Raw genomic sequence first — 20,235 nt, 5'->3', positions numbered from 1 at the left:
GGCAGCGAGGCAGGACATGACGTCTGAACCAGATAAGGACAAGACGAAGCAGAGCGCGCCAAAAAAGGAGCGCCGCCGCAGAAAGCCCAGGCGCAGCGTTACCGAGCGCTTGCGCAAGAGTTCGGCGAAGTTGATCGGCGGTGCTCCTTCGCGTGACGGGACCGATCTTTTCTCCCAGGTCTCGATGATGGTCGGGGCTTTTATGATCTCGCCCGTGCGCAATACGCTGATTGCGCTCGGCACCGGCATTTTCGTTCTTGTCGTGCTGATCGCCGTCGGGCAGGTCGCCATCAACCGCTGGAACGAACCTTTCTACGATGCGCTCTCCCGTCGGGATCTACAGGCTTTCTTTCACCAGCTGATGGTTTTTTTCGGGATCGCGGGCAGCCTGCTTGTGCTCAACGTATCGCAAACCTGGCTCAATCAGATGTTTGCACTCAAGATGCGTGAGGGATTGGCGCGTGATCTGGTGGGCCAATGGCTCGTACCGGGCCGGGCATTTCGTCTCGCCAATGCGGGTGAAATTGGCATTAATCCTGATCAGCGCCTGCATGAAGATGCACGTCACCTCGCGGAAACTTCGTGCAATCTTGGCATAAATCTTCTTCAGTCGACCGTCATTCTGGTGAGTTTCGTCGGTGTTCTATGGTCGCTGTCGAGTGGCTTTGTGTTTCATGTCGCGGGCTACAGTTTTTCGATTCCCGGCTATATGGTCTGGGCGGTCATCATCTATGCGGCTTCCGCTTCGTGGCTGACATGGATCGTCGGGCGCAGTCTGGTTAATATCAATGCTAATCGCTATGCGCGAGAAGCGGATTTCCGCGCATCGCTGATGCGGGTCAACGAACATCTGGATGCCGTCACCCTGTCGCGTGGCGAAGGGGATGAGAGACGCCGCCTTGATCTGGATATCGATGCAGTGTTGGGTGCGATTCGCAAGATCGTTTCCGCCACGACGCGGCTTACATGGGTGACCGCCGGTTACGGCTGGCTGACAATCGTTGCGCCGATCCTCGTGGCGGCGCCGGTCTATTTCTCCGGTGGGCTGACCTTCGGTGGCCTGATGATGGCCGTCGGCGCGTTTACGCAGGTGCACAATTCGCTGCGCTGGTTTGTCGATAATTTCGGGGCGATTGCGGACTGGCGGGCGACGCTGCTGCGCGTCGCGAGCTTCCGGCAGGCGGTGCTGCGTATGGACGAACTCGGCCATCTGGACCGGCAGATTGATCTTGCGACGAATGATAATGACAGGCTGACACTGGACGGCGTTTCCATCGCCGCTCCCGATCTGTGCCTGAAGCTTTCCCGCAAGGCCTTTTCGGTAAAGCCCGGCGAGCGGGTGCTAGTTACGGGTGGAACCGAGACGCAGAGAACGCTCTTGTTCCGCGCATTGGGCGGGCTTTGGCCGTGGGGCGAGGGGCGGATCGGTATGCCCGCAGGCGATGGTGTCGCCTTCATGCCGCGCGCACCTTATTTTCCACCCGGCAACCTCAAGGGTGTGATTGTCTATCCGCTTGATATCAAGAAGTTTTCGGAAGAGGACTTGGAGAATGTGCTGCGGCGGGCCGGGCTTGAACGGCTTTCCACGAGCCTTGATCGCGTTGCGCGCTGGGATCGTGTTCTTACCGACGATGAGCGCCAATGTATCGCTTTCGCCCGCCTGATCCTGCAGAAGCCCGAGTGGATCGTCATCGATGGCGCGCTCGACGGCCTTGATGCCGAAGCCTACGACCGGATTCGCGACATGCTGAACAGTGAACTGAAAGACGCTGCCGTCATTCATCTCGGCAAGCCGCATCTGCACGACGGGCTTTTCACGCAGCAAGTCAATCTGGAAGACGATCCTTCCGGAAAACCTCTGGAATTGCCGGCCTTGAAAACCGCATGAAAAAGCCGCCGGTCACCCGGCGGCTTTTTGCATCGATATCGACGTGATTAGCGGAAGTAGTCCTGCAGCGGGCGAACTTCCAGCGATCCGGCCTTAAGGGCGGCGATGGCTTCGGCGGCGGCTTCCGCTCCGGCCATGGTCGTGTAGTAAGGCAGCTTCTGCATCAGCGTTGCGCGGCGGATCGACTTGCTATCGGAAACTGCGCTGGCGCTGTCCGTGGTGTTGAAGACGAGATGGATCTGGCGATTGCGAATCGCATCTTCCACATGCGGACGGCCTTCGATGACCTTGTTGATCTTGGTCGACTCGACGCCGTTGGCTTCGAGGAACTTCTGCGTTCCGCCGGTTGCCATGACCTTGAAGCCGATGCTTGCCAGCAGGCGGACCGGGCCGAGCACGCGTTCCTTGTCTTCGTCGCGAACAGAAACGAAGACCGTACCTTCACGCGGCAGTTCCACACCTGCGCCAAGCTGTGCCTTCGCGAAAGCCAGCGCATAGTCGTAATCGAGGCCCATGACTTCGCCGGTCGAGCGCATTTCCGGTCCAAGCAGCGTATCGACGCCGGGGAAACGAGCGAACGGGAACACGGCTTCCTTGACTGCGATATGTGGGCGGGAAGGTGTCTTCGGCTTGCCGCCATAGGCGCCGAGTGCGGCTTCCAGGCTTTCACCAGCCATGACGCGGGCTGCAACCTTGGCGATCGGGGTGCCGACCGTCTTGGCGACGAACGGAACCGTACGCGATGCACGCGGGTTGACTTCGAGAATGAAGATTTCGCCGTCCTTGATGGCGAACTGGACGTTCATCAAGCCGCCGACATGAAGCGCCTTGGCAAGCGCTGCCGTCTGGCGTTCCAGTTCGGCAACGATTTCAGGCGAAAGCGTATGCACCGGCAGCGAGCAGGCAGAGTCACCGGAATGAATGCCGGCTTCCTCGATATGCTCCATGATACCGGCGACAAAGCTGTCCTTGCCGTCGCACAGGCAGTCGACGTCCACTTCGATGGCTTCGGTCAGGTAGGTGTCGAACAGAAGCGGGTTCTTGCCGAGCAGCGTGTTGATCTGGCCGGTTTTGTCGTTCGGATACTTGGCCTTGATGTCTTCCGGGACCAGTTCCGGCACGGTGTCGAGCAGATAGTTCTGCAAGGAACGTTCATCATGGATGATCTGCATGGCGCGGCCACCCAGAACATAGGACGGGCGCACGACAAGCGGGAAGCCCAGATCGGCGGCGACGAGGCGGGCCTGTTCGACCGAATAGGCGATACCGTTCTTCGGCTGGTTGAGATCGAGCTTGATGAGAAGCTTCTGGAACCGGTCGCGATCTTCCGCAAGGTCGATGGCGTCAGGCGACGTGCCGAGGATCGGGATGCCGGCCTTTTCAAGCGCATTGGCGAGCTTGAGCGGGGTCTGGCCGCCAAACTGCACGATAACGCCGTGAAGTGTGCCCTTCTCCTGTTCAACGCGCAGGATTTCCAGCACGTCTTCTGCAGTCAGCGGTTCGAAATAGAGGCGGTCCGACGTATCATAGTCGGTTGAAACCGTTTCCGGGTTGCAGTTGATCATGATGGCTTCGTAATCGGCATCATTGAGCGCGAAAGCCGCATGGCAGCAGCAATAATCGAACTCGATGCCCTGACCGATACGGTTCGGACCGCCGCCGAGGATGACGACTTTCTTGCGATCTGAGACTTCGGCTTCCGAGCGTGGCTGGCCGACAAATGGCGTTTCATAAGTCGAGTACATGTAGGCGGTCGGCGAAGCGAATTCGGCAGCGCAGGTGTCGATGCGCTTATAGACCGGATGCACGTCGAGCTCGCCACGCAGTTTGGCCACGTCTTCCGCGTCCTTGCCGGTCAGGCTTGCGAGGCGTGCGTCGGAGAAGCCCATGGACTTCAACATGCGCAGGTTTTCAGCGTCCTGCGGCAGGCCGTGTTCGCGGATGCGCTCTTCGGTCTTCACAATGGCTTCGATCTGCTCGAGGAACCAAGGGTCGATCTTCGATGCGTCGTGCACCTGCTCGGTGGTCAGGCCGAGACGCATTGCCTGCGCGACCATGCGCAGACGATCCGGCGTCGGCGTGCCGATGGCAGCGCGGATAGCGTTCTTTTCGTCGCCTTCCTCGATGTTTGGAATGGCGATTTCATCGAGACCCGTCAGGCCGGTTTCCAGACCGCGCAGTGCCTTCTGCAAGCTTTCCTGGAAAGTACGGCCAATGGCCATGACTTCACCGACCGACTTCATGGCAGTGGTCAGGATCGGCGAGGAACCTGGGAACTTCTCGAAAGCAAAACGCGGGATCTTGGTGACCACATAGTCGATCGACGGTTCGAACGAGGCAGGCGTCGCACCGCCGGTAATGTCGTTATCCAGCTCATCGAGCGTGTAGCCGACGGCGAGCTTGGCCGCAACCTTTGCAATCGGGAAGCCGGTCGCCTTGGAAGCGAGCGCCGAAGAACGCGACACGCGCGGGTTCATTTCAATGACGATCATACGGCCATTGGCCGGGTTGATCGCGAACTGCACGTTGGAGCCACCGGTTTCGACGCCGATCTCGCGCAGCACCGCAATCGAGGCGTTACGCATGATCTGGTATTCTTTGTCGGTCAGCGTCAGCGCGGGCGCAACGGTGATTGAGTCGCCGGTGTGAACGCCCATCGGATCGAGGTTTTCAATCGAGCAGATGATGATGCAGTTGTCCGCCTTGTCGCGGACGACTTCCATTTCATATTCTTTCCAGCCAAGAACCGACTCTTCGATCAGAACTTCAGTCGTCGGCGATGCATCCAGACCGCGCTCAATGATTTCGAAGAATTCCTGGCGGTTATAGGCAATGCCGCCGCCCGTACCGCCGAGCGTGAAGCTTGGGCGGATAATGGCAGGCAGGCCAACCACATCAAGCGCCTGCGCCGCTTTGGCGAGCGCGTGCGTCATGTAACGCTGCTTGCGTTCGACTTCGCCGAGCTGCCACTCGGTTTCAAGCTTGTCGAGAGCCTTGTCCAGCTCGTCACCCGAAAACTGAGCCTTGACTTCGGCGCGCTTTGCTTCGTGACGCTTGCGGTCCTCGTCCTTGATTTCGGTGGCGTTTGCGAGCCTGGATTCCGGCGTATCGAGGCCGATCTTTTCCATGGCTTCACGGAAGAGCGCGCGATCTTCCGCCTTGTCGATGGCTTCTGCATTCGCGCCGATCATCTCGACATTGTAGCGCTCCAGCACGCCCATACGGCGCAGCGACAATGCGGTGTTCAGTGCGGTCTGGCCGCCCATGGTCGGCAGCAGCGCGTCCGGGCGTTCCTTGGCGATGATCTTGGCGACCACTTCAGGCGTGATCGGTTCGATATAGGTCGCATCCGCCAGATCGGGATCGGTCATGATCGTGGCCGGGTTGGAGTTGACGAGGATGATCCGGTAGCCTTCCTCTTTCAACGCCTTGCAGGCTTGTGTGCCCGAATAGTCGAATTCACAAGCCTGGCCGATGACAATGGGGCCCGCGCCGATAATCAGGATCGATTTGATATCTGTACGTTTCGGCATGGGCGCTCGTCCTATCTTCCTCGCGCGCATGATCTTGTCCGAAAACCGGTTCCCATTTTTCGGGATCATGCTCTTGTTTTAAGCATGTCTTGGTCTCGAAACCGCTTCCCACTTTCGAGAGACATGCTGCTTAGCCTGCCAGAAAAGCCCGCACGGTTTTCCGGCGGGTTGGCAGCGTATGAATTCTGTGGGCTAAGCGGGCCTTATAGGCAATCATTTCGATAAGCGGAACCCCACAAATCGTTTTATTTCAAAGAAAGTGCGGGCATTCACGATAATTCTTGCCCGCCTCACGCTTTCTCTAAGGATGTTATAACCGAACTGCAGCCTTCGCGGGCCGTTCAGGCTTCTGCCTGAGCGACCTTCAGAGACGGCTTCTTGCGCTTTGTGAGCATATGGCCGAGCCTGTTCGACGGTAGTTCGATCAGGCGGTAGGAAATCTTTGCTGCGATGATCGCGCCAATCACGATGGCAGCCATGCCGGCGATTTCAAGCGTGGGACCGAGGTTCAGCTTGCGCATCACCGCCCAGCCGAAACCGACCACGAACATATGGGTCAGGTAGAGCGAATAGGAAGTTGCACCAAGATCGACAAAGAAATTGTCTCGCAGGTCGCCGAGCCAACGTTCGATGCCCAATGCACCGACAACCAGCAATACAGCCGCGCTGCACATGATCAGATAGGTGGAGAAGTTGTTGAACGCGACCAGTGGGGTGGAAAAGGTGCCGTAGAGCGCTGCTATGGCGAGGATGCCGATTCCGGCCAGTGCGATAGGGGGCATTCTTTCCCACAGGCGATGCTTTTCCGCTTCGGCCAGCCACATGCCGCACATGAATCAGCAGGTTCTTGTGTAGATAGAACGCTGCGATGCTCGCCGATGGTTCGACGAAGAAGCTTCCGATGACACATGCGCCGAAGATGCCTGTCAGCAAGATCGTACGCTGCAAGGCATTTTTGCACCACCAGAACAAGGCGAACACGAGATAGAAAAACAATTCGTAGTTCAGCGACCAGCCGAGTTTGAAGAGCGGGCGCCAATCGCTTGGGTCGCCCGGTGTGGCGGCGGGTATGAAAAACAGCGATTTGATGAAATAGGCTACTTCCGGAACCGTCGTCTTGAATAGTGAAGGCAGATAGAGCGCGCAGAAGAAAACCGTGATCGTGCAGAGCCAGTAAAGCGGCACGATGCGGAAAACGCGGCGTAGCAGAAAGTCACCGGGCCTGAACGGACCGTCGGCATTGACATAAGCAATGATGAAACCGCTGATGACGAAGAACAGTTGAACGCCGAAAACGCCCAGCATCGTTATGGCATTGTTCGTTTCTGCGCGCGGATGCTCAATCGTATGAGCGATCAGGACGGCCGTTGCCGCAAGACCGCGCAAAATCTGGATCGAATAAAGCTGCTTTCGGTTTTGCATCGCCTATGCCCCCATTGACGGTACACGCTGTAACGAGTGCCGAGCATTTCCGCAATTGCTAGCGTATAGATTGTGAGGCACAGGTAGTTGCCGAAAGCACTTATGCTTTCTCTATGGATGTTATAACCGAACCAAAGCGCTCACGGGCCGATTTCTGGCTTGCGCGGCTGACTGGCAGCAGGTCGCCGTCATTTGTCAGCAGGCTGAAACCGCCATTGGCTTTGCGCAATCCCGCGACATGCCGGTCGGCAATCCAGTGCGAGCGATGTATCTGAAGTCCGCTCGTCGCGCCAACCTCTTTCACAGCATCGGAAAAGCGCAGAAGAACGAGTTCCTGCCCCCGACTGGTGACCACCCGTGTGTAGTGATCTTCTGCGGTGAGACGCAGGATCGCACCCCGATTATCCGGTTTCAGCCGGGCCAGCAATGGAGGTGACGACTCAGAAATATTTCTCGGCACGGCTTCCAGATCATGACGCAGCGTCATATAGGCCAGAATGCAGAACAGGGCACTGAGTGGCAGCGCAATGACGGCATTGGCAAGGATGGCTGCAGTCGTCGGCGCTCTGCCGGAAAATCCCCAGTCGATGAATGCAACCCAAAGCCCGATCGGCAGGGCGGCCACAACTGCTCCGGTCATCATGCGGGCAAAGGCGTGTCTTGCGACAGGTTCAAGGAAAGCATCAGCCAGGACGGAAAAGATAATTGCCGTAGTCCATCCGGCAAACTGGACCGAGAGCCAATAAAAGAAGCGAACCGCCACCGGCATGGACAGGTCCGTTCCGAAGGGGCCGGTAATAGTGAAGATCAGGACGACGATGATGAAGGTGCCCCAGAGGCGTGGCGCACGAAGAATGGTCGACAATTCACGAAGCGCGAATTGCAACAGGCCGCCGTTCACGAAGTTTTCCTGCATTTGACGCCGTTTCGATTGAGACGAGCGCAGTCTTGTTGAAAGCGAAAGGAAATTCAACAGGAACCCTGCGATGAACTTCGAACCACTTCTTCATGCGCCGCTCGCCATTCAAATTCACGTTGCGGCTGTCTTGCCAGCTGCAATCATCGGCCTTGTCATCTTCATGCGCCGCAAAGGCACCAGATCGCACAAAGTGCTCGGACGGCTTTGGGTGATGCTGATGATCGTGACCGCAATCTCCAGCTTCTTCATTCATCAGATCAATCTCGTCGCCGGGTTCAGTCCCATACATGTCCTTTCGATACTGGTGCTGTTGGGGTGCGCGCGCGCTGTCGCGGCGGCCCGGAGGGGGCAGATCGAGATGCATCTTCGAATCATCAAAAGCGTCTATCTGGGCGGTATTCTCGGTGCAGGTTTCTTCGCCTTTATGCCCGGGCGCATCATGAATGAAGTCGCCTTTCCCCATGGCTTGAAGTCACCATTTCTCGTGGCATGTCTTCTGATGGCGCTTGTTGCAGCAGCTTTTGCCCGTCGAAGCAGAAGAGGCTTTCCTGTGTCCAAACTATTGCGAAAGAGTCTTCGTTTGTGATTGACGCTGCCATTTACTTTTTATGTTGCCGTGCCAACTCTTTATGCGACAATCGCAGGTATAGTTTGGTGCTGCTTCGTTGAGGGCGGCACGGTGCAGGGGAGTTGGTCAATGCGCTGGCAAGGCCGTAGGCAAAGTGACAATGTGGAAGATCAGCGCGGAGCGCAGGACGGTGGCATAGGCGGTGGCTTCGGTCGTGGTGGTGGCCTTGGCGGGCCCGGTTTTCGAATCGTTCGCGGCGGCGGCATTTCCGGCATTCTCATTCTGGTGGTGATGTTCTTCGTGCTGCGTGCGGTTGGTATCGATCCGCTGCCGATCCTGTTCGGGGATGGCAGCATGGGGCCGAGCGTAACCCAGCAGGCTGGACAATCCGGACGGACCGCTGCCGAGGGTGGCGCTGTTGCCAATGACGAGACAACGCAGTTCGCCCGTACGGTTCTGGCTGAGACGGAAGACGTCTGGAGCGGCATTTTCAAGTCGCGTGGCCAGACCTATACGCCGCCGACGATGGTGCTGTTTTCCGGGCAGGTTCGTTCGGCCTGCGGTTTTGCTTCCGCTGCATCCGGGCCGTTTTATTGCCCCGGCGATCGCAAGCTCTACATCGATCTGAGTTTCTATAAGGAACTGGCAAACCGTTTCGGCGCTTCCGGCGATTTCGCCCAAGCCTATGTCCTGGCGCACGAAGTCGGACACCATGTCCAGAATCTTCTGGGCATTCTGCCGAAATTCAACCAGATGCGCCAGCAGATGAGCGAAGCTCAGGCCAACCAGATGTCGGTTCGCGTCGAGCTTCAGGCCGATTGCTTCGCTGGTGTGTGGGGTTACTACACGGAGCAGAAGGGTATTCTGGAAACAGGCGATCTTGAAGAGGCCTTGAACGCGGCGCACCAGATTGGTGATGACACGCTGCAGCGCCGAAGTCAGGGTTATGTCGTGCCGGAAAGCTTCAACCACGGCACCTCCGCCCAGCGCGCCAAGTGGTTCCAGCGCGGTTTCGATAGCGGCAAGTTGGAATCATGCGATACGTTTAGCGGCGACGTTTAAAATCGTTCTGCTACTGTAGAAAAAGGCGGTTTCTACCGCCTTTTTCTTTATGCGGGAAAAACACTCATTCTTTTTGTCGAAAGCCTGCAATATTCGTCTTGTCGCGAAATAATTTTCCAGATAAATGCTTCCGTACCGGCGCGGCCTTTTTCCGATTTACAAGCGTGACGCTCAGTTTTGAGCGGCGATGGCGCGCGAGTTCTCCAATTAACACGATTTATGAATGTTCCACTCGGTCTGTCGTGGAGCATATTTCAGGTGTCCCATGCATGATCCCCAGTTTGTACGGCGGGGCTTGTTACTCGTCTTTATGACACTGTTCCTCGACATTATCGGCATTGCGATCATCATGCCGGTTCTGCCGACTTTTCTCGAAGAGCTGACCGGCGCGGATATCAGCACTGCGGCCGTCGATGGTGGCTGGCTTTTGCTGGTCTATGCCGGGATGCAGTTCCTCTTCGCCCCGATGATCGGCAATCTGAGCGACCGTTTCGGGCGGCGCCCGGTTCTGCTGGCCTCGATCTTCACCTTCGCGCTCGACAACCTGATCTGCGCGCTCGCAGTCTCCTACTGGATGCTGTTTGTCGGCCGTGTGCTGGCAGGTATCAGCGGAGCGAGCTTTGCAACGGCATCAGCCTATATCGCCGATGTCAGCGATGACAGCAATCGTGCGCGCAATTTCGGCCTGATCGGCATTGCCTTCGGTGTCGGTTTCGCACTCGGCCCTGTTCTGGGCGGCTTGCTGGGTGAATTCGGTCCGCGCGTTCCGTTCTATGGAGCGGCGTTCCTGTCTTTCATCAACTTCATCCTCGCCTATTTCCTGCTGCCGGAGACGTTGAAGCGCGAAAACCGGCGCACGTTCCAGATCGCCCGCGCCAATCCGCTGGGCGCACTCAAGCAGATGCGAAACTATCCCGGCATCGGCTGGGTGGTTCTGGTCTTCTTCCTGTTCTGGTTGGCCCACGCCGTCTATCCGTCCGTCTGGTCCTTCGTCGGTGCTTATCGCTATAACTGGAGCGAAGCCCAGATCGGTCTGTCGCTCGGGCTCTTCGGTATCGGGGCCGCATTCGTGATGGCGCTGGTTCTGCCACGGGTTCTGCCAGTGCTCGGCGAGCGGCGCACGGCGATCACTGGTGTGCTGTTCTCCTGTCTGGGCATGATCGGCTACGCCATCGCATGGGAAGGCTGGATGGTTTATGCAGTCATCTTTCTGACGGCGCTGGAAGGTCTGGCCGATCCGCCGCTACGCAGTATTGCGGCGGGCAAGGTTCCTCCGTCGGCGCAAGGCGAGTTGCAGGGCGCGCTGACGAGCGTGTCGAGCATTACGACCATCATCGGCCCGCTTATCTTTACGCAGCTTTTCGCCGTGTTCACCGGTATGAATGCGCCGTTCGTCTTTGCGGGCATGCCCTATGCCGTCGGTGCCGGGCTGGTCTTTTTGGCGCTGGTCATCGTGGTGGCGCGGGTACGCCCGACGCCATCGGCAAAGCTGTCAGAGGTTTGATCGATACGGAAAACGAAAAGGCCGGAGTTTTTACTCCGGCCTTTTATTTTGATAACTCATGCGGCGGGTTTATGCAGCCTGTTCGCGCTCGGGAAGCGGCGTTTCGCCCTTATTTTCGCGGATCAGGTTGATGAAGCGGCGGAACAGATAGTGCGAATCCTGCGGGCCGGGCGATGCTTCCGGATGGTGCTGCACCGAGAATACTGGCTTGCCGACGACGCGCAGGCCGCAATTAGTGCCGTCGAAGAGCGATACATGCGTTTCCTCGACATTTTCTGGCAGCGAGTCTGAATCGACCGCGAAGCCGTGGTTCATCGATACGATCTCGACCTTGCCGGTCGTGTAGTCCTTTACCGGATGGTTGGCGCCGTGATGGCCCTGATGCATCTTCTCGGTGCGTCCGCCGAGCGCGAGCGCCAGCATCTGGTGGCCGAGACAGATGCCGAAGACCGGAAGATCGGTTTCGACAAGCTTCTTGATGGTTGGCACGGCATATTCGCCGGTCGCTGCCGGATCGCCGGGGCCGTTGGACAGGAAGACGCCATCCGGGTTGTGGGCTAGAACGTCTTCAGCCGTAGCCGTTGCAGGCAGCACGGTGACCTTTGCGCCGAGGCCGGTGAGGAGGCGCAGAATGTTACGCTTCACGCCGAAGTCGAGCGCCACTACGTGATATTCCGGGGCGTCCTGTTCACCATAGCCGTCTGCGAGAGTCCATGGCGTTTCCTTCCATGTGAGGCTCTGGCCAACCGTGACGTCCTTGGCAAGATCGAGATTTTCAAGACCGCTCCAGGCGGCAGCGCGCGCCTTGAGTGCGTCGAGGTCGAACTTGCCGCTTGGATCATGCGCGATGACAGCGTTCTGTGCGCCGCGCTCGCGGATAAGCGAGGTTAGCGCACGCGTATCGATACCAGCAAGCGCAATGATGCCGCGATGCTTCAGCCAGGCGTCCAGATCTTCCGTTGCGCGGAAATTCGACGGCGACGTGATGTCCGCCTTGAAGATCGCGCCGACCGCGCCGTGCCGATTGGCTGGCGTCAGGTCTTCAACGTCTTCGGCATTGGTGCCAACATTGCCGATATGCGGGAAAGTGAACGTCACGATCTGACCGGCGTAGGATGGGTCGGTCAGAATTTCTTCGTAACCGGTCAACGCCGTGTTGAACACGACTTCGGCTTCGACCGCGCCGATTGCGCCGAGGCCCTTGCCTTCGATCACGGTTCCATCGGCGAGTACGAGGACGGCGGTTCGCTTTTCAACAGTCCAGGGTGCTGTTTTCGGTGTGGTTTCTGTCATGGTCTGCACTCCTGTTTCGCCAGCGTGTTATTTCATTACCAGTTCGTACGGCACGCATCCGTGTTTCAACCTGCCACCGGTAAGGTAGCTTGAAAGATGGAGCGTCAAGGGTCATATATGCGCCAAAAGGCAGCGGGGATTTGAAACCTCCCGCCGCGAGCACGTGCCGATGTCCTGCTAAGCCTTGAGCAATAGAGAAACTTGAAGGCCGGGTCAATCGTCCGAAGCCATGCTTTCCTGAAATAATGACGATAATCGTCGTATTATTATTTCTCGGGATGGTGGTTCGGACAGCTCGGCGTTTCTATTCGCCTGTTGTATAGATGCAGGAAACGAACAACACAGAACTTACACCGTCAGGAGAGACGTTATGCTTCGCCAGGAGATTTCCCAGGCCCTCACGACCGCGCTGAAAGCACAGGAGAAGCGTCGCATGTCGACGCTGCGTTTGATCCTGGCTGCGGTAAAGGACCGAGATATCGCCAACCGTACCGCCGGCAAGGACCCGGTCGGGGACGAAGAATTGCTGGGTATTCTCGGCAAGATGGTCAAGCAGCGCGAAGAATCCGCCCGTATCTATGAAGAAGGCAGCCGCCTTGAACTCGCGGAAGCCGAGCGCGAGGAAATCACGATCATTTCCGAGTTTCTGCCACAGCAGATGACCGAGGATGAAGTCAAGCAGGCCTGCGCGGATGTGATTGCGGAAATCGGCGCTCAGGGCCTGCGCGACATGGGCAAGTGCATGGCTGTTCTTAAAGAGCGCTATGCAGGCAAGATGGATTTCACCAAGGCCAGCGCCATCGTGAAATCGCTTCTGCAGTGAAAGCGTCAGGCATAAGCGCCTTTTGCTTTATGTTTCAGCCTCCGCTCTGGCGGGGGCTTTTTCTTATGCTATGCATGACAAGGATTAATCGATGACCGGATGTGGACCGATGAAAACAGCCTTGCTTGTCATAGACGTTCAAAACGACATTGTGGCGGGGACTGGCACGCCGGAACGGCAGCCTGCTATCGACCATGCCCTCGATGAGATTGTCATCAGACTGCGCGATCTGCGGGAGAAAGCGCGTCAGGCCGGCGTTCCGGTCATCATGGTGCAGCATGATGGCGGTCCGGGCGACGAGCTTGAAAAAGGCATAGTCGGTTGGGAAATCCGCGAAGAACTTGCTTTAAGACCGGGAGATACCCTCGTTGAGAAGCGCAGCTGCGACTCTTTCCATGAGACGGACCTTCAGGCTCTTTTGCAAAGGCTGGATATTTCGCATCTCGTCATCGGTGGTTGTCAGACACAATATTGCATCGACACGACCGTCCGGCGCGCCGTTTCTCTCGGCTATGACGTCACCCTGATCGGGGACGCGCATACCACGGGCGACACCGCCAGCCTGCAATTTGCGGATATCGTTGCGCATCACAATGAAACGTTGAATGGCTTCAAGGCTGGAAATGCCCGTGTTCGGGTCCGCCCTGCTGCGGATATTTCCTTTTGATATTCAACGTCATGCGGCAACGGGTGTGTACCCGCCGCCGCGTGGTCTGATTTCAGCTCTGCTTGACGGTCTTGAGTCGCGTATCGCTGAGGAGGCCCTGTTCTTCGAGGACGGGATAGGCCATTGAGGCGAGCAGCGAGTTGATCTGCTTGAGATCGCGGATGGTGTCGAGATGGATGCTGCTGGTCTCTATGCTGCGGGTCGCACCTTCGCGCAGGCGGCTGAAATGACGCATGCTCGTCTGCTTTTCCAGTTCACGCAGCTGGTCTTTTTCCTGCACTAGCTGACGGGCCGTGCGGCCATCGCGTGAGACGATCACATTGAATGCCATATGCGCATTGGCCAGAACCATGGCGTGGAAATGGCTGAGTTCCTTCCAGCCTTCCTCCGTGAATTCCAGTTTGTGGTCCATCTTCTTTTGAACATGCGCGAGCATGTTGCGCACAATGATGTCGCCGACCTGCTCAAGCTTCACGCATGCCCCCAGCAATTCCTGCATGCGCAGCGACTCGAAATCGCTGAGCTCATGGGTTGCAAGCTTGGTCAGATAGAGCTTGATCGCGGCATGACGCTTGTCCACGCGATCATCGAGGGCTTCGAGTTCATCGATCCGTATCTGATCGGGCTTTTCATAAAGCTCGATGATCCGCCGCAGCATGACTTCGATCGTGTCGCAGACGCCGACCACTTCGCGGGTTGCATTGGCAAGCGCCTGCGAAGGCCGGTCGAGTACGGCAGTATCGAGCGCGCTATATTGCTCGATCTCGATCGGCTGTTGCGAAACAGGGCTATCCTTGCCTGCATTGAGATTGACCAGAGCTTCAGTTGCACGCAGCACGAGGCCGGAAAGCGGAATACCAGCAACCATCACGATGACATTAAACAGGATATGCGCATTGACCACCTGCGAAACCGGATCGGTGCCGAGAAAGGCGACGGACGGTTTGAACGTCTGGTAAAGCACCAGCATGATGAGCGATCCGGCACCGCGCATCAGGAGATTGCCGAGCGGCACGACGCGGGTTTCAGGCGGCGCCTGGCGGGTCAGGATCGGAGCGATGATGGATGAGCCCAGATTGACGCCGAGGACCATCACGACGGCAAGCTCGGGATGGATCAGCCCGCGCGAGGCAAAGGTGGTGAGCAGGATGACGGCGGCAACACTGGAATGAAACAGCCATGTCATCAGGGCGGCAAGCAGATAGGCCGTAATCGGATCGCCTGACAGATAATCGACGATGACCGGCAGCAATTCGCTTTGCCGCAAAGGCTCGGTGGCCTGTCCCGTCATTTCCAGCGACATGATGAGCAGGCCGATGCCCACCAGAATGCGGCCGATCTGGCGCCAGTCGCGGCGCTCGGTCGTCATGAAGATGCCAGTGCCAATGACAAGGCAGAGCGGCACCAAAAGCGTGAGGTCGTAGCTTAAGATCTTGACGACGAGGGCGGAGCCCAGTTCACCGCCGCGCACGGCCATGAGGCCTGCGACACCGCTGACAAAACCTGAACCGACAAATGAACCGACGAGAAGCGTAACCGCTGTCGAGCTTTGCAGGGCGACAGCAAGGGCAAGGCCGAAGGCGACGGAAAGCAGCGGGTTCTGCATCTGGTTGCGCAGGCGTCTGCGCAACCGGTCGCCATAGGCACGCTCCACCCCGGTCCGGACCATGCGTGTCGCCCAAAGCAAAAGCGCAACTGCACCGGCCAGATGCAAAAGGACCAAAGAACCATTCACGGCAAAATCCCTTCGGGTTGGAGGTGGACATTTGTGATTAAGCTAACGCAACAAATGAAGAAAAAATATGTTCCGGCTAATCAATTCTTCAAGAGATATGGGGTTATTCGCAACTAAAAGCAATCCAATCCTGCAGTGTCATGACGAATATATGACAGTTTTGTGACAGAGCGCTTGTTTGCCAGCGACATGTGATTAGCGGGGAGGGACATGCCTGCACGATGGACTGTCGGAACGGGCGCGCCTATATACTCTATGGAATACAAACCCGCTGTCTGAATGACCTGCCCGACCGAACTGAAAGTGAAATCTGTAATGCGTTTTCCGCCCTCCTTTCTCGATGAGATCAGAGACCGCGTCCCGATCTCGACGCTGATAGGAACGCGCGCTTCGTTCGACCGCAAGAAAAGCAATCCTCCGAAGGGGGATTTCTGGGCCTGCTGTCCGTTCCATGGCGAGAAGACGCCGAGCTTTCACTGTGAAGATCGCAAGGGACGGTATCATTGTTTCGGCTGCGGTGTGACTGGCGATCACTTCAAGTTTCTGACTGACCTTGAGGGTTTGAGCTTCCCCGAAGCAGTGGAGCGCGTCGCCGATATGGCGGGCGTTCCGATGCCTGCGCGCGATCCGGAGATGGAAAAGCGCGAGGCACAGCGCGCCACGCTTTACGACGTCATGGAGCTGGCTGCGCAGTTCTTCGAAAACCAGTTGCAAAGCGCCGTCGGGGCCAAGGCGCGCGCCTATCTGCGGGATCGTGGACTCTCGACCGCGATACAGCAGTCGTTTCGCATCGGCTATGCACCGGAATCGCGCAATGCGTTGAAGGAGTTTCTGGCAGGCAAAGGTGTTTCACGCGAGCAGATCGAAGCATGTGGCCTTGTCGTGCACGGTGAAGGAATTGCCGTTTCCTATGACCGTTTTCGTGATCGCGTCATGTTCCCGATCGAGGATTTGCGCGGGCGCATAATTGCTTTCGGCGGGCGTGCGCTTTCTGCCGATGCTCCGGCCAAATATCTGAATTCGCCGGAAACCGAACTCTTTCACAAGGGACGGGTCCTCTATAACGGATTGCGGGCACGCAAGGCCTGTCAGCCGCAAGGGGGTGAACCCGCCAAATCCATCATTGCCGTTGAAGGCTATATGGATGTGATTGCGCTGGCGCAGGCAGGCATCCATCAGGTGGTGGCTCCGCTTGGCACGGCACTGACGGAAGAACAGCTCGAACTTCTCTGGCGCATCAGCCCTGAACCCGTTCTGTGCTTCGATGGCGACGGGGCGGGGCTTCGCGCGGCCCATCGCGCCGTTGATCTCGGATTGCCTGCCTTGCAGCCGGGCAAATCGCTGCGTTTTGCGCTATTACCGGAAGGGCAGGATCCGGACGATCTGGTCAAGGCGGAAGGCCCTGCCGCTTTTCACGCGGTCCTGCATGACGCCAGACCGCTGGTCGATATGGTGTGGACGCGGGAGACGACGGGCGGTGTGTTCGATACGCCGGAACGCCGGGCCGAACTTGAAGCGCGCCTGCGTGAAATAACGAGCCGCATCGCGAATGAGGATATTCGGCGCCACTACAGTCAGGATATGCGCGACCGGGCACAAGCCTTTTTTGGGCAAGGACGTCATCAGGGGCGTCAGGGGTATCAAGGCGGTGGTCAGCGCAATTCAGCTTTCAATAGCAGAAATGATGGCGGACGTGGGCGCGGCGGGCCGGCTGGCGGCAATGGCCGTCTTGCATTTTCCGACAGTCTTGTCCGCTCGACGCTGGTAAAGGGCGGCAGGCCGGGCGCGGGATCACATGCCCCGTTGCGTGAAACGGCTATCGTGCTGACGCTTCTCAATCATCCGCGTCTGATCGAAGAGGATTTCGAGACGCTGGCTGCACTCGATCTGGGACACGAAGTCCTCAAGTCGCTGCATCTGGCCATGCTGGATGTGCTGGCTGCCGGTCACATGGAAGATGGCCACGCCATGCGGCACGCACTCGTTAATGCCGGTCATGGCGAGCAGATTGAAATGCTCGAACTCGTGGTAAAGGGCGCGAAACTCTGGACTGCGACGGCTCTGGCCGCAGAAGACGACGCGCGTGAAGCCCTTCGGCAAGCGCTTCACTTGCATCAGCGTGCGCGCACACTACATAAGGAGCTGCGAGCCGTTGAGGCTGCGCTTGAAACAGACGAGACGGGTGAATTGTTTGCGCGTCTCAGAGATATACAAAATCAGATTTTGAAAGCTGATGCGACTGAAGCTCTGATTGACGGTTTTGGCCTGTCTTCAGGGCGCCCGCCCGGCGGTTTCTGATTCGGATTTCCGAATCAGTGATGCGAGAAAAGCCGGAAATGCGGGGTTGCGATCCGAAAAACGTGCTCTATCTGGCCAGCGAAGAGGCTGCGACAACAAAATGATTCGCTTTTTAAGCGCGAATCAGGTGAGTCGCTCTTGACGTATGGCGTAAATGACGGAATCACGACAGTTCGAACAAGGAAAAGAACAGAAACCGGTGATATCCGAGGCTGCAGGGCGGCAAGCTGGGTCCGGGCCGAAAAATGGCCGGGAAAAAGGCCTGGTGAAAGGCAATGTCTGGTCGACCGCCTGATCTGCCCACAAGAAATCGGAGATGAAGAAGCCCGATACCGATGGCAAGGTTAATCCGCCATTAACAGGAAATCGGCTACTCGCAGAATCAACTGACGGATTGCGGCCTCGCAAAACTGTCCGAGAACTCTATATATCTTAGAAGCGACCGGGGTCGCCTGGAGAAGAACATATGGCAACGAAGGTTAAGGAAAACGAAGAAGCCGAAGTCGAGCGCGAAGGTGCCGCCGACGGTCCGCTTCTCGACCTTTCTGACGATGCTGTCAAGAAGATGATCAAACTCGCGAAGAAGCGCGGCTACGTCACCATGGACGAGCTGAATGCCGTGCTGCCTTCCGAGGAAGTGACATCCGAGCAGATCGAAGACACGATGTCGATGCTTTCCGATATGGGCATCAACGTCGTTGAAGATGACGAGCAGGACAACGACCGCGAAGAGAACAACGACGACGACTCGGAAGAGGGCGGCGATCTGGTTGAGTCCGGCGGTACGGCTGTCGCCACCACTACGACCAAGAAAGAGCCGACCGACCGTACCGACGATCCGGTGCGCATGTATCTGCGCGAAATGGGTTCTGTCGAGCTTCTGTCGCGTGAAGGCGAAATTGCGATTGCAAAGCGCATCGAGGCCGGTCGTGAAACGATGATCGCCGGGCTTTGCGAAAGCCCGCTGACCTTCCAGGCGATCATCATCTGGCGCGACCAGTTGAACGATTCCAACATTCTGCTGCGCGAAATCATCGACCTCGAAACCACCTATGCCGGTCCGGAAGCCAAGCAGGCTCCGGTGATCGAGCGCGTGGAAGAGGAAAAGCCGCGCGATGACAAGCCTCAGCGCCGCTCGCGTGATGACGACGACATTACCAATGTCGGCGGCGACATGCCCACGGAAGAAGAGGAAGAGGACGAAGACGAAGCCAACCTGTCGCTGGCGGCCATGGAAGCCGAGCTGCGTCCGCAGGTCATGGAAACGCTCGACCTCATCGCCGACACCTACAAGAAACTGCGCAAGCTGCAGGATCAGCAGGTCGAGGGCCGTCTGGCCGCGACGGGCGAACTGTCGTCGAGCCAGGAGCGTCGCTACAAGGAACTGAAGGATCAGCTCATCAAGGCAGTGAAGTCACTGTCGCTGAACCAGAACCGTATCGAACAGCTCGTCGAACAGCTTTACGACATCAACAAGCGTCTGGTGCAGAACGAAGGCAAGCTGCTGCGTCTGGCAGAATCCTTCGGCGTGCGTCGTGAGGAATTCCTGAAGGAATATCAGGGCCACGAGCTGGACCCGAAGTGGGTGGAGCGCGTCAGCACGCTTTCAGCCCGAGGCTGGAAGGAATTCGCAGCCAAGGAAGAGCGCGCCATCGACCGTCTGCGTTCTGAAATCCAGATGCTGGCGACCGAAACCGCGATTTCCATCGGCGAATTCCGCCGTATCGTCAATCAGGTGCAGAAGGGCGAGCGCGAAGCGACCATCGCCAAGAAGGAAATGGTCGAAGCCAACCTTCGCCTCGTCATCTCGATCGCCAAGAAGTACACGAACCGTGGCCTGCAGTTCCTCGATCTCATTCAGGAAGGCAATATCGGCCTGATGAAGGCTGTCGACAAGTTCGAGTATCGCCGCGGTTACAAGTTCTCGACCTATGCGACATGGTGGATTCGTCAGGCGATCACCCGTTCGATTGCGGATCAGGCGCGTACCATTCGTATTCCGGTGCATATGATCGAAACGATCAACAAGATCGTTCGCACGTCGCGCCAGATGCTGCATGAAATCGGACGTGAGCCGACGCCGGAAGAACTGGCTGAAAAGCTCGCCATGCCGCTCGAAAAAGTGCGCAAGGTGCTGAAGATCGCCAAGGAGCCGATCTCGCTCGAAACGCCGGTTGGCGACGAGGAAGATTCACACTTAGGCGATTTCATCGAGGACAAGAACGCGCTTCTGCCAATCGATGCAGCCATTCAGGCCAACCTGCGCGATACGACGACCCGTGTTCTGGCTTCGCTGACGCCGCGTGAAGAACGCGTTCTGCGTATGCGCTTCGGCATCGGCATGAACACCGATCACACGCTGGAAGAAGTCGGTCAGCAGTTCTCGGTTACCCGCGAACGTATTCGCCAGATTGAGGCCAAGGCGCTGCGCAAGCTGAAGCATCCGAGCCGTTCGCGTAAGCTGCGTTCGTTCCTGGATAGCTAGGGCCTGGATAGCTAAGCTGAACTGAACAAAAACATACG

The 20,235-nt window shown here is 57.5% G+C and carries 13 protein-coding genes and 1 pseudogene; 8 read left to right on the top strand and 6 right to left on the bottom strand.

Annotated elements, in window-relative coordinates; all coding sequences use genetic code 11:
• Positions 1 to 16 precede the first annotated feature (16 nt).
• Complete coding sequence (locus MKS82_RS16230) at positions 17 to 1,888, top strand: ABC transporter ATP-binding protein/permease (protein WP_109987192.1); 1,872 nt, start codon at positions 17 to 19, stop codon at positions 1,886 to 1,888.
• A gap of 47 nt (positions 1,889 to 1,935) precedes the next feature.
• On the opposite strand, the gene carB is transcribed toward MKS82_RS16230, so the two are convergent.
• The 4 genes and pseudogenes from carB to MKS82_RS16215 form a co-directional block, all read right to left on the bottom strand.
• On the bottom strand, positions 1,936 to 5,421 hold the full coding sequence (gene carB / locus MKS82_RS16225) for a carbamoyl-phosphate synthase large subunit (RefSeq protein WP_109987191.1): 3,486 nt from the start codon (positions 5,419 to 5,421) through the stop codon (positions 1,936 to 1,938).
• 341 nt (positions 5,422 to 5,762) lie between these two features.
• Positions 5,763 to 6,254 carry an acyltransferase family protein gene (locus MKS82_RS29535; RefSeq protein ID WP_276313336.1) on the bottom strand — a complete coding sequence of 164 codons (492 nt, stop codon included), beginning with the start codon at positions 6,252 to 6,254 and terminating at the stop codon, positions 5,763 to 5,765.
• 115 nt (positions 6,255 to 6,369) lie between these two features.
• Positions 6,370 to 6,843, bottom strand: a pseudogene (locus MKS82_RS29530) (acyltransferase family protein); the annotation flags it as partial.
• Between the two features lie 100 nt (positions 6,844 to 6,943).
• Positions 6,944 to 7,744 (bottom strand): LytTR family DNA-binding domain-containing protein, encoded by an 801-nt coding sequence (locus MKS82_RS16215; RefSeq protein ID WP_240579003.1) that lies wholly within the window; start codon positions 7,742 to 7,744, stop codon positions 6,944 to 6,946.
• A gap of 85 nt (positions 7,745 to 7,829) precedes the next feature.
• Between MKS82_RS16215 and MKS82_RS16210 the strand changes: the two genes are divergently transcribed.
• From MKS82_RS16210 to MKS82_RS16200, 3 genes are all read left to right on the top strand, one after another.
• Positions 7,830 to 8,348, top strand: a complete 519-nt coding sequence (locus tag MKS82_RS16210) for a DUF2306 domain-containing protein (protein WP_109987189.1) — start codon at positions 7,830 to 7,832, stop codon at positions 8,346 to 8,348.
• A gap of 111 nt (positions 8,349 to 8,459) precedes the next feature.
• A complete protein-coding gene (ypfJ, locus tag MKS82_RS16205) occupies positions 8,460 to 9,392 on the top strand; it encodes a KPN_02809 family neutral zinc metallopeptidase (protein ID WP_109987188.1) in 933 nt (310 codons plus the stop codon).
• A 265-nt stretch (positions 9,393 to 9,657) separates the two neighbouring features.
• Positions 9,658 to 10,896: a TCR/Tet family MFS transporter gene (locus MKS82_RS16200; protein ID WP_109987187.1), complete on the top strand. Its 1,239-nt coding sequence runs from the start codon at positions 9,658 to 9,660 to the stop codon at positions 10,894 to 10,896.
• 69 nt (positions 10,897 to 10,965) lie between these two features.
• On the opposite strand, the gene carA is transcribed toward MKS82_RS16200, so the two are convergent.
• Entirely contained in the window at positions 10,966 to 12,189 is a 1,224-nt protein-coding gene (gene carA / locus MKS82_RS16195; RefSeq protein WP_109987186.1) for a glutamine-hydrolyzing carbamoyl-phosphate synthase small subunit, read from the bottom strand.
• 370 nt (positions 12,190 to 12,559) lie between these two features.
• Between carA and MKS82_RS16190 the strand changes: the two genes are divergently transcribed.
• Positions 12,560 to 13,012 carry a GatB/YqeY domain-containing protein gene (locus MKS82_RS16190; RefSeq protein WP_012091702.1) on the top strand — a complete coding sequence of 151 codons (453 nt, stop codon included), beginning with the start codon at positions 12,560 to 12,562 and terminating at the stop codon, positions 13,010 to 13,012.
• Between the two features lie 109 nt (positions 13,013 to 13,121).
• On the top strand, positions 13,122 to 13,679 hold the full coding sequence (locus MKS82_RS16185) for a cysteine hydrolase family protein (protein ID WP_109987185.1): 558 nt from the start codon (positions 13,122 to 13,124) through the stop codon (positions 13,677 to 13,679).
• Between the two features lie 52 nt (positions 13,680 to 13,731).
• On the opposite strand, the gene MKS82_RS16180 is transcribed toward MKS82_RS16185, so the two are convergent.
• Positions 13,732 to 15,414 (bottom strand): Na/Pi cotransporter family protein, encoded by a 1,683-nt coding sequence (locus MKS82_RS16180; protein ID WP_109987184.1) that lies wholly within the window; start codon positions 15,412 to 15,414, stop codon positions 13,732 to 13,734.
• A gap of 315 nt (positions 15,415 to 15,729) precedes the next feature.
• Between MKS82_RS16180 and dnaG the strand changes: the two genes are divergently transcribed.
• Positions 15,730 to 17,712, top strand: a complete 1,983-nt coding sequence (dnaG, locus tag MKS82_RS16175; RefSeq protein ID WP_109987183.1) for a DNA primase — start codon at positions 15,730 to 15,732, stop codon at positions 17,710 to 17,712.
• Between the two features lie 466 nt (positions 17,713 to 18,178).
• Positions 18,179 to 20,197 (top strand): RNA polymerase sigma factor RpoD, encoded by a 2,019-nt coding sequence (gene rpoD, locus MKS82_RS16170; protein WP_109987182.1) that lies wholly within the window; start codon positions 18,179 to 18,181, stop codon positions 20,195 to 20,197.
• Positions 20,198 to 20,235 lie beyond the last annotated feature (38 nt).

This window comes from Ochrobactrum sp. A-1, assembly GCF_022488005.1.
Lineage (GTDB): Bacteria > Pseudomonadota > Alphaproteobacteria > Rhizobiales > Rhizobiaceae > Brucella.
This window is presented reverse-complemented; position numbering and strand designations above follow the sequence as displayed.

What these genes read in the sequence shown, in the direction of transcription:
- MKS82_RS16230 (WP_109987192.1), top strand. Translation starts at nt 17, where the DNA reads ATGACGTCTGAACCAGATAAGGACAAGACGAAGCAGAGCGCGCCAAAA.
- carB (WP_109987191.1), bottom strand. Translation starts at nt 5,421, where the DNA reads ATGCCGAAACGTACAGATATCAAATCGATCCTGATTATCGGCGCGGGC.
- MKS82_RS29535 (WP_276313336.1), bottom strand. Translation starts at nt 6,254, where the DNA reads ATGTGCGGCATGTGGCTGGCCGAAGCGGAAAAGCATCGCCTGTGGGAA.
- MKS82_RS16210 (WP_109987189.1), top strand. Translation starts at nt 7,830, where the DNA reads ATGAACTTCGAACCACTTCTTCATGCGCCGCTCGCCATTCAAATTCAC.
- ypfJ (WP_109987188.1), top strand. Translation starts at nt 8,460, where the DNA reads ATGCGCTGGCAAGGCCGTAGGCAAAGTGACAATGTGGAAGATCAGCGC.
- MKS82_RS16200 (WP_109987187.1), top strand. Translation starts at nt 9,658, where the DNA reads ATGCATGATCCCCAGTTTGTACGGCGGGGCTTGTTACTCGTCTTTATG.
- carA (WP_109987186.1), bottom strand. Translation starts at nt 12,189, where the DNA reads ATGACAGAAACCACACCGAAAACAGCACCCTGGACTGTTGAAAAGCGA.
- MKS82_RS16190 (WP_012091702.1), top strand. Translation starts at nt 12,560, where the DNA reads ATGCTTCGCCAGGAGATTTCCCAGGCCCTCACGACCGCGCTGAAAGCA.
- MKS82_RS16185 (WP_109987185.1), top strand. Translation starts at nt 13,122, where the DNA reads ATGAAAACAGCCTTGCTTGTCATAGACGTTCAAAACGACATTGTGGCG.
- dnaG (WP_109987183.1), top strand. Translation starts at nt 15,730, where the DNA reads ATGCGTTTTCCGCCCTCCTTTCTCGATGAGATCAGAGACCGCGTCCCG.
- rpoD (WP_109987182.1), top strand. Translation starts at nt 18,179, where the DNA reads ATGGCAACGAAGGTTAAGGAAAACGAAGAAGCCGAAGTCGAGCGCGAA.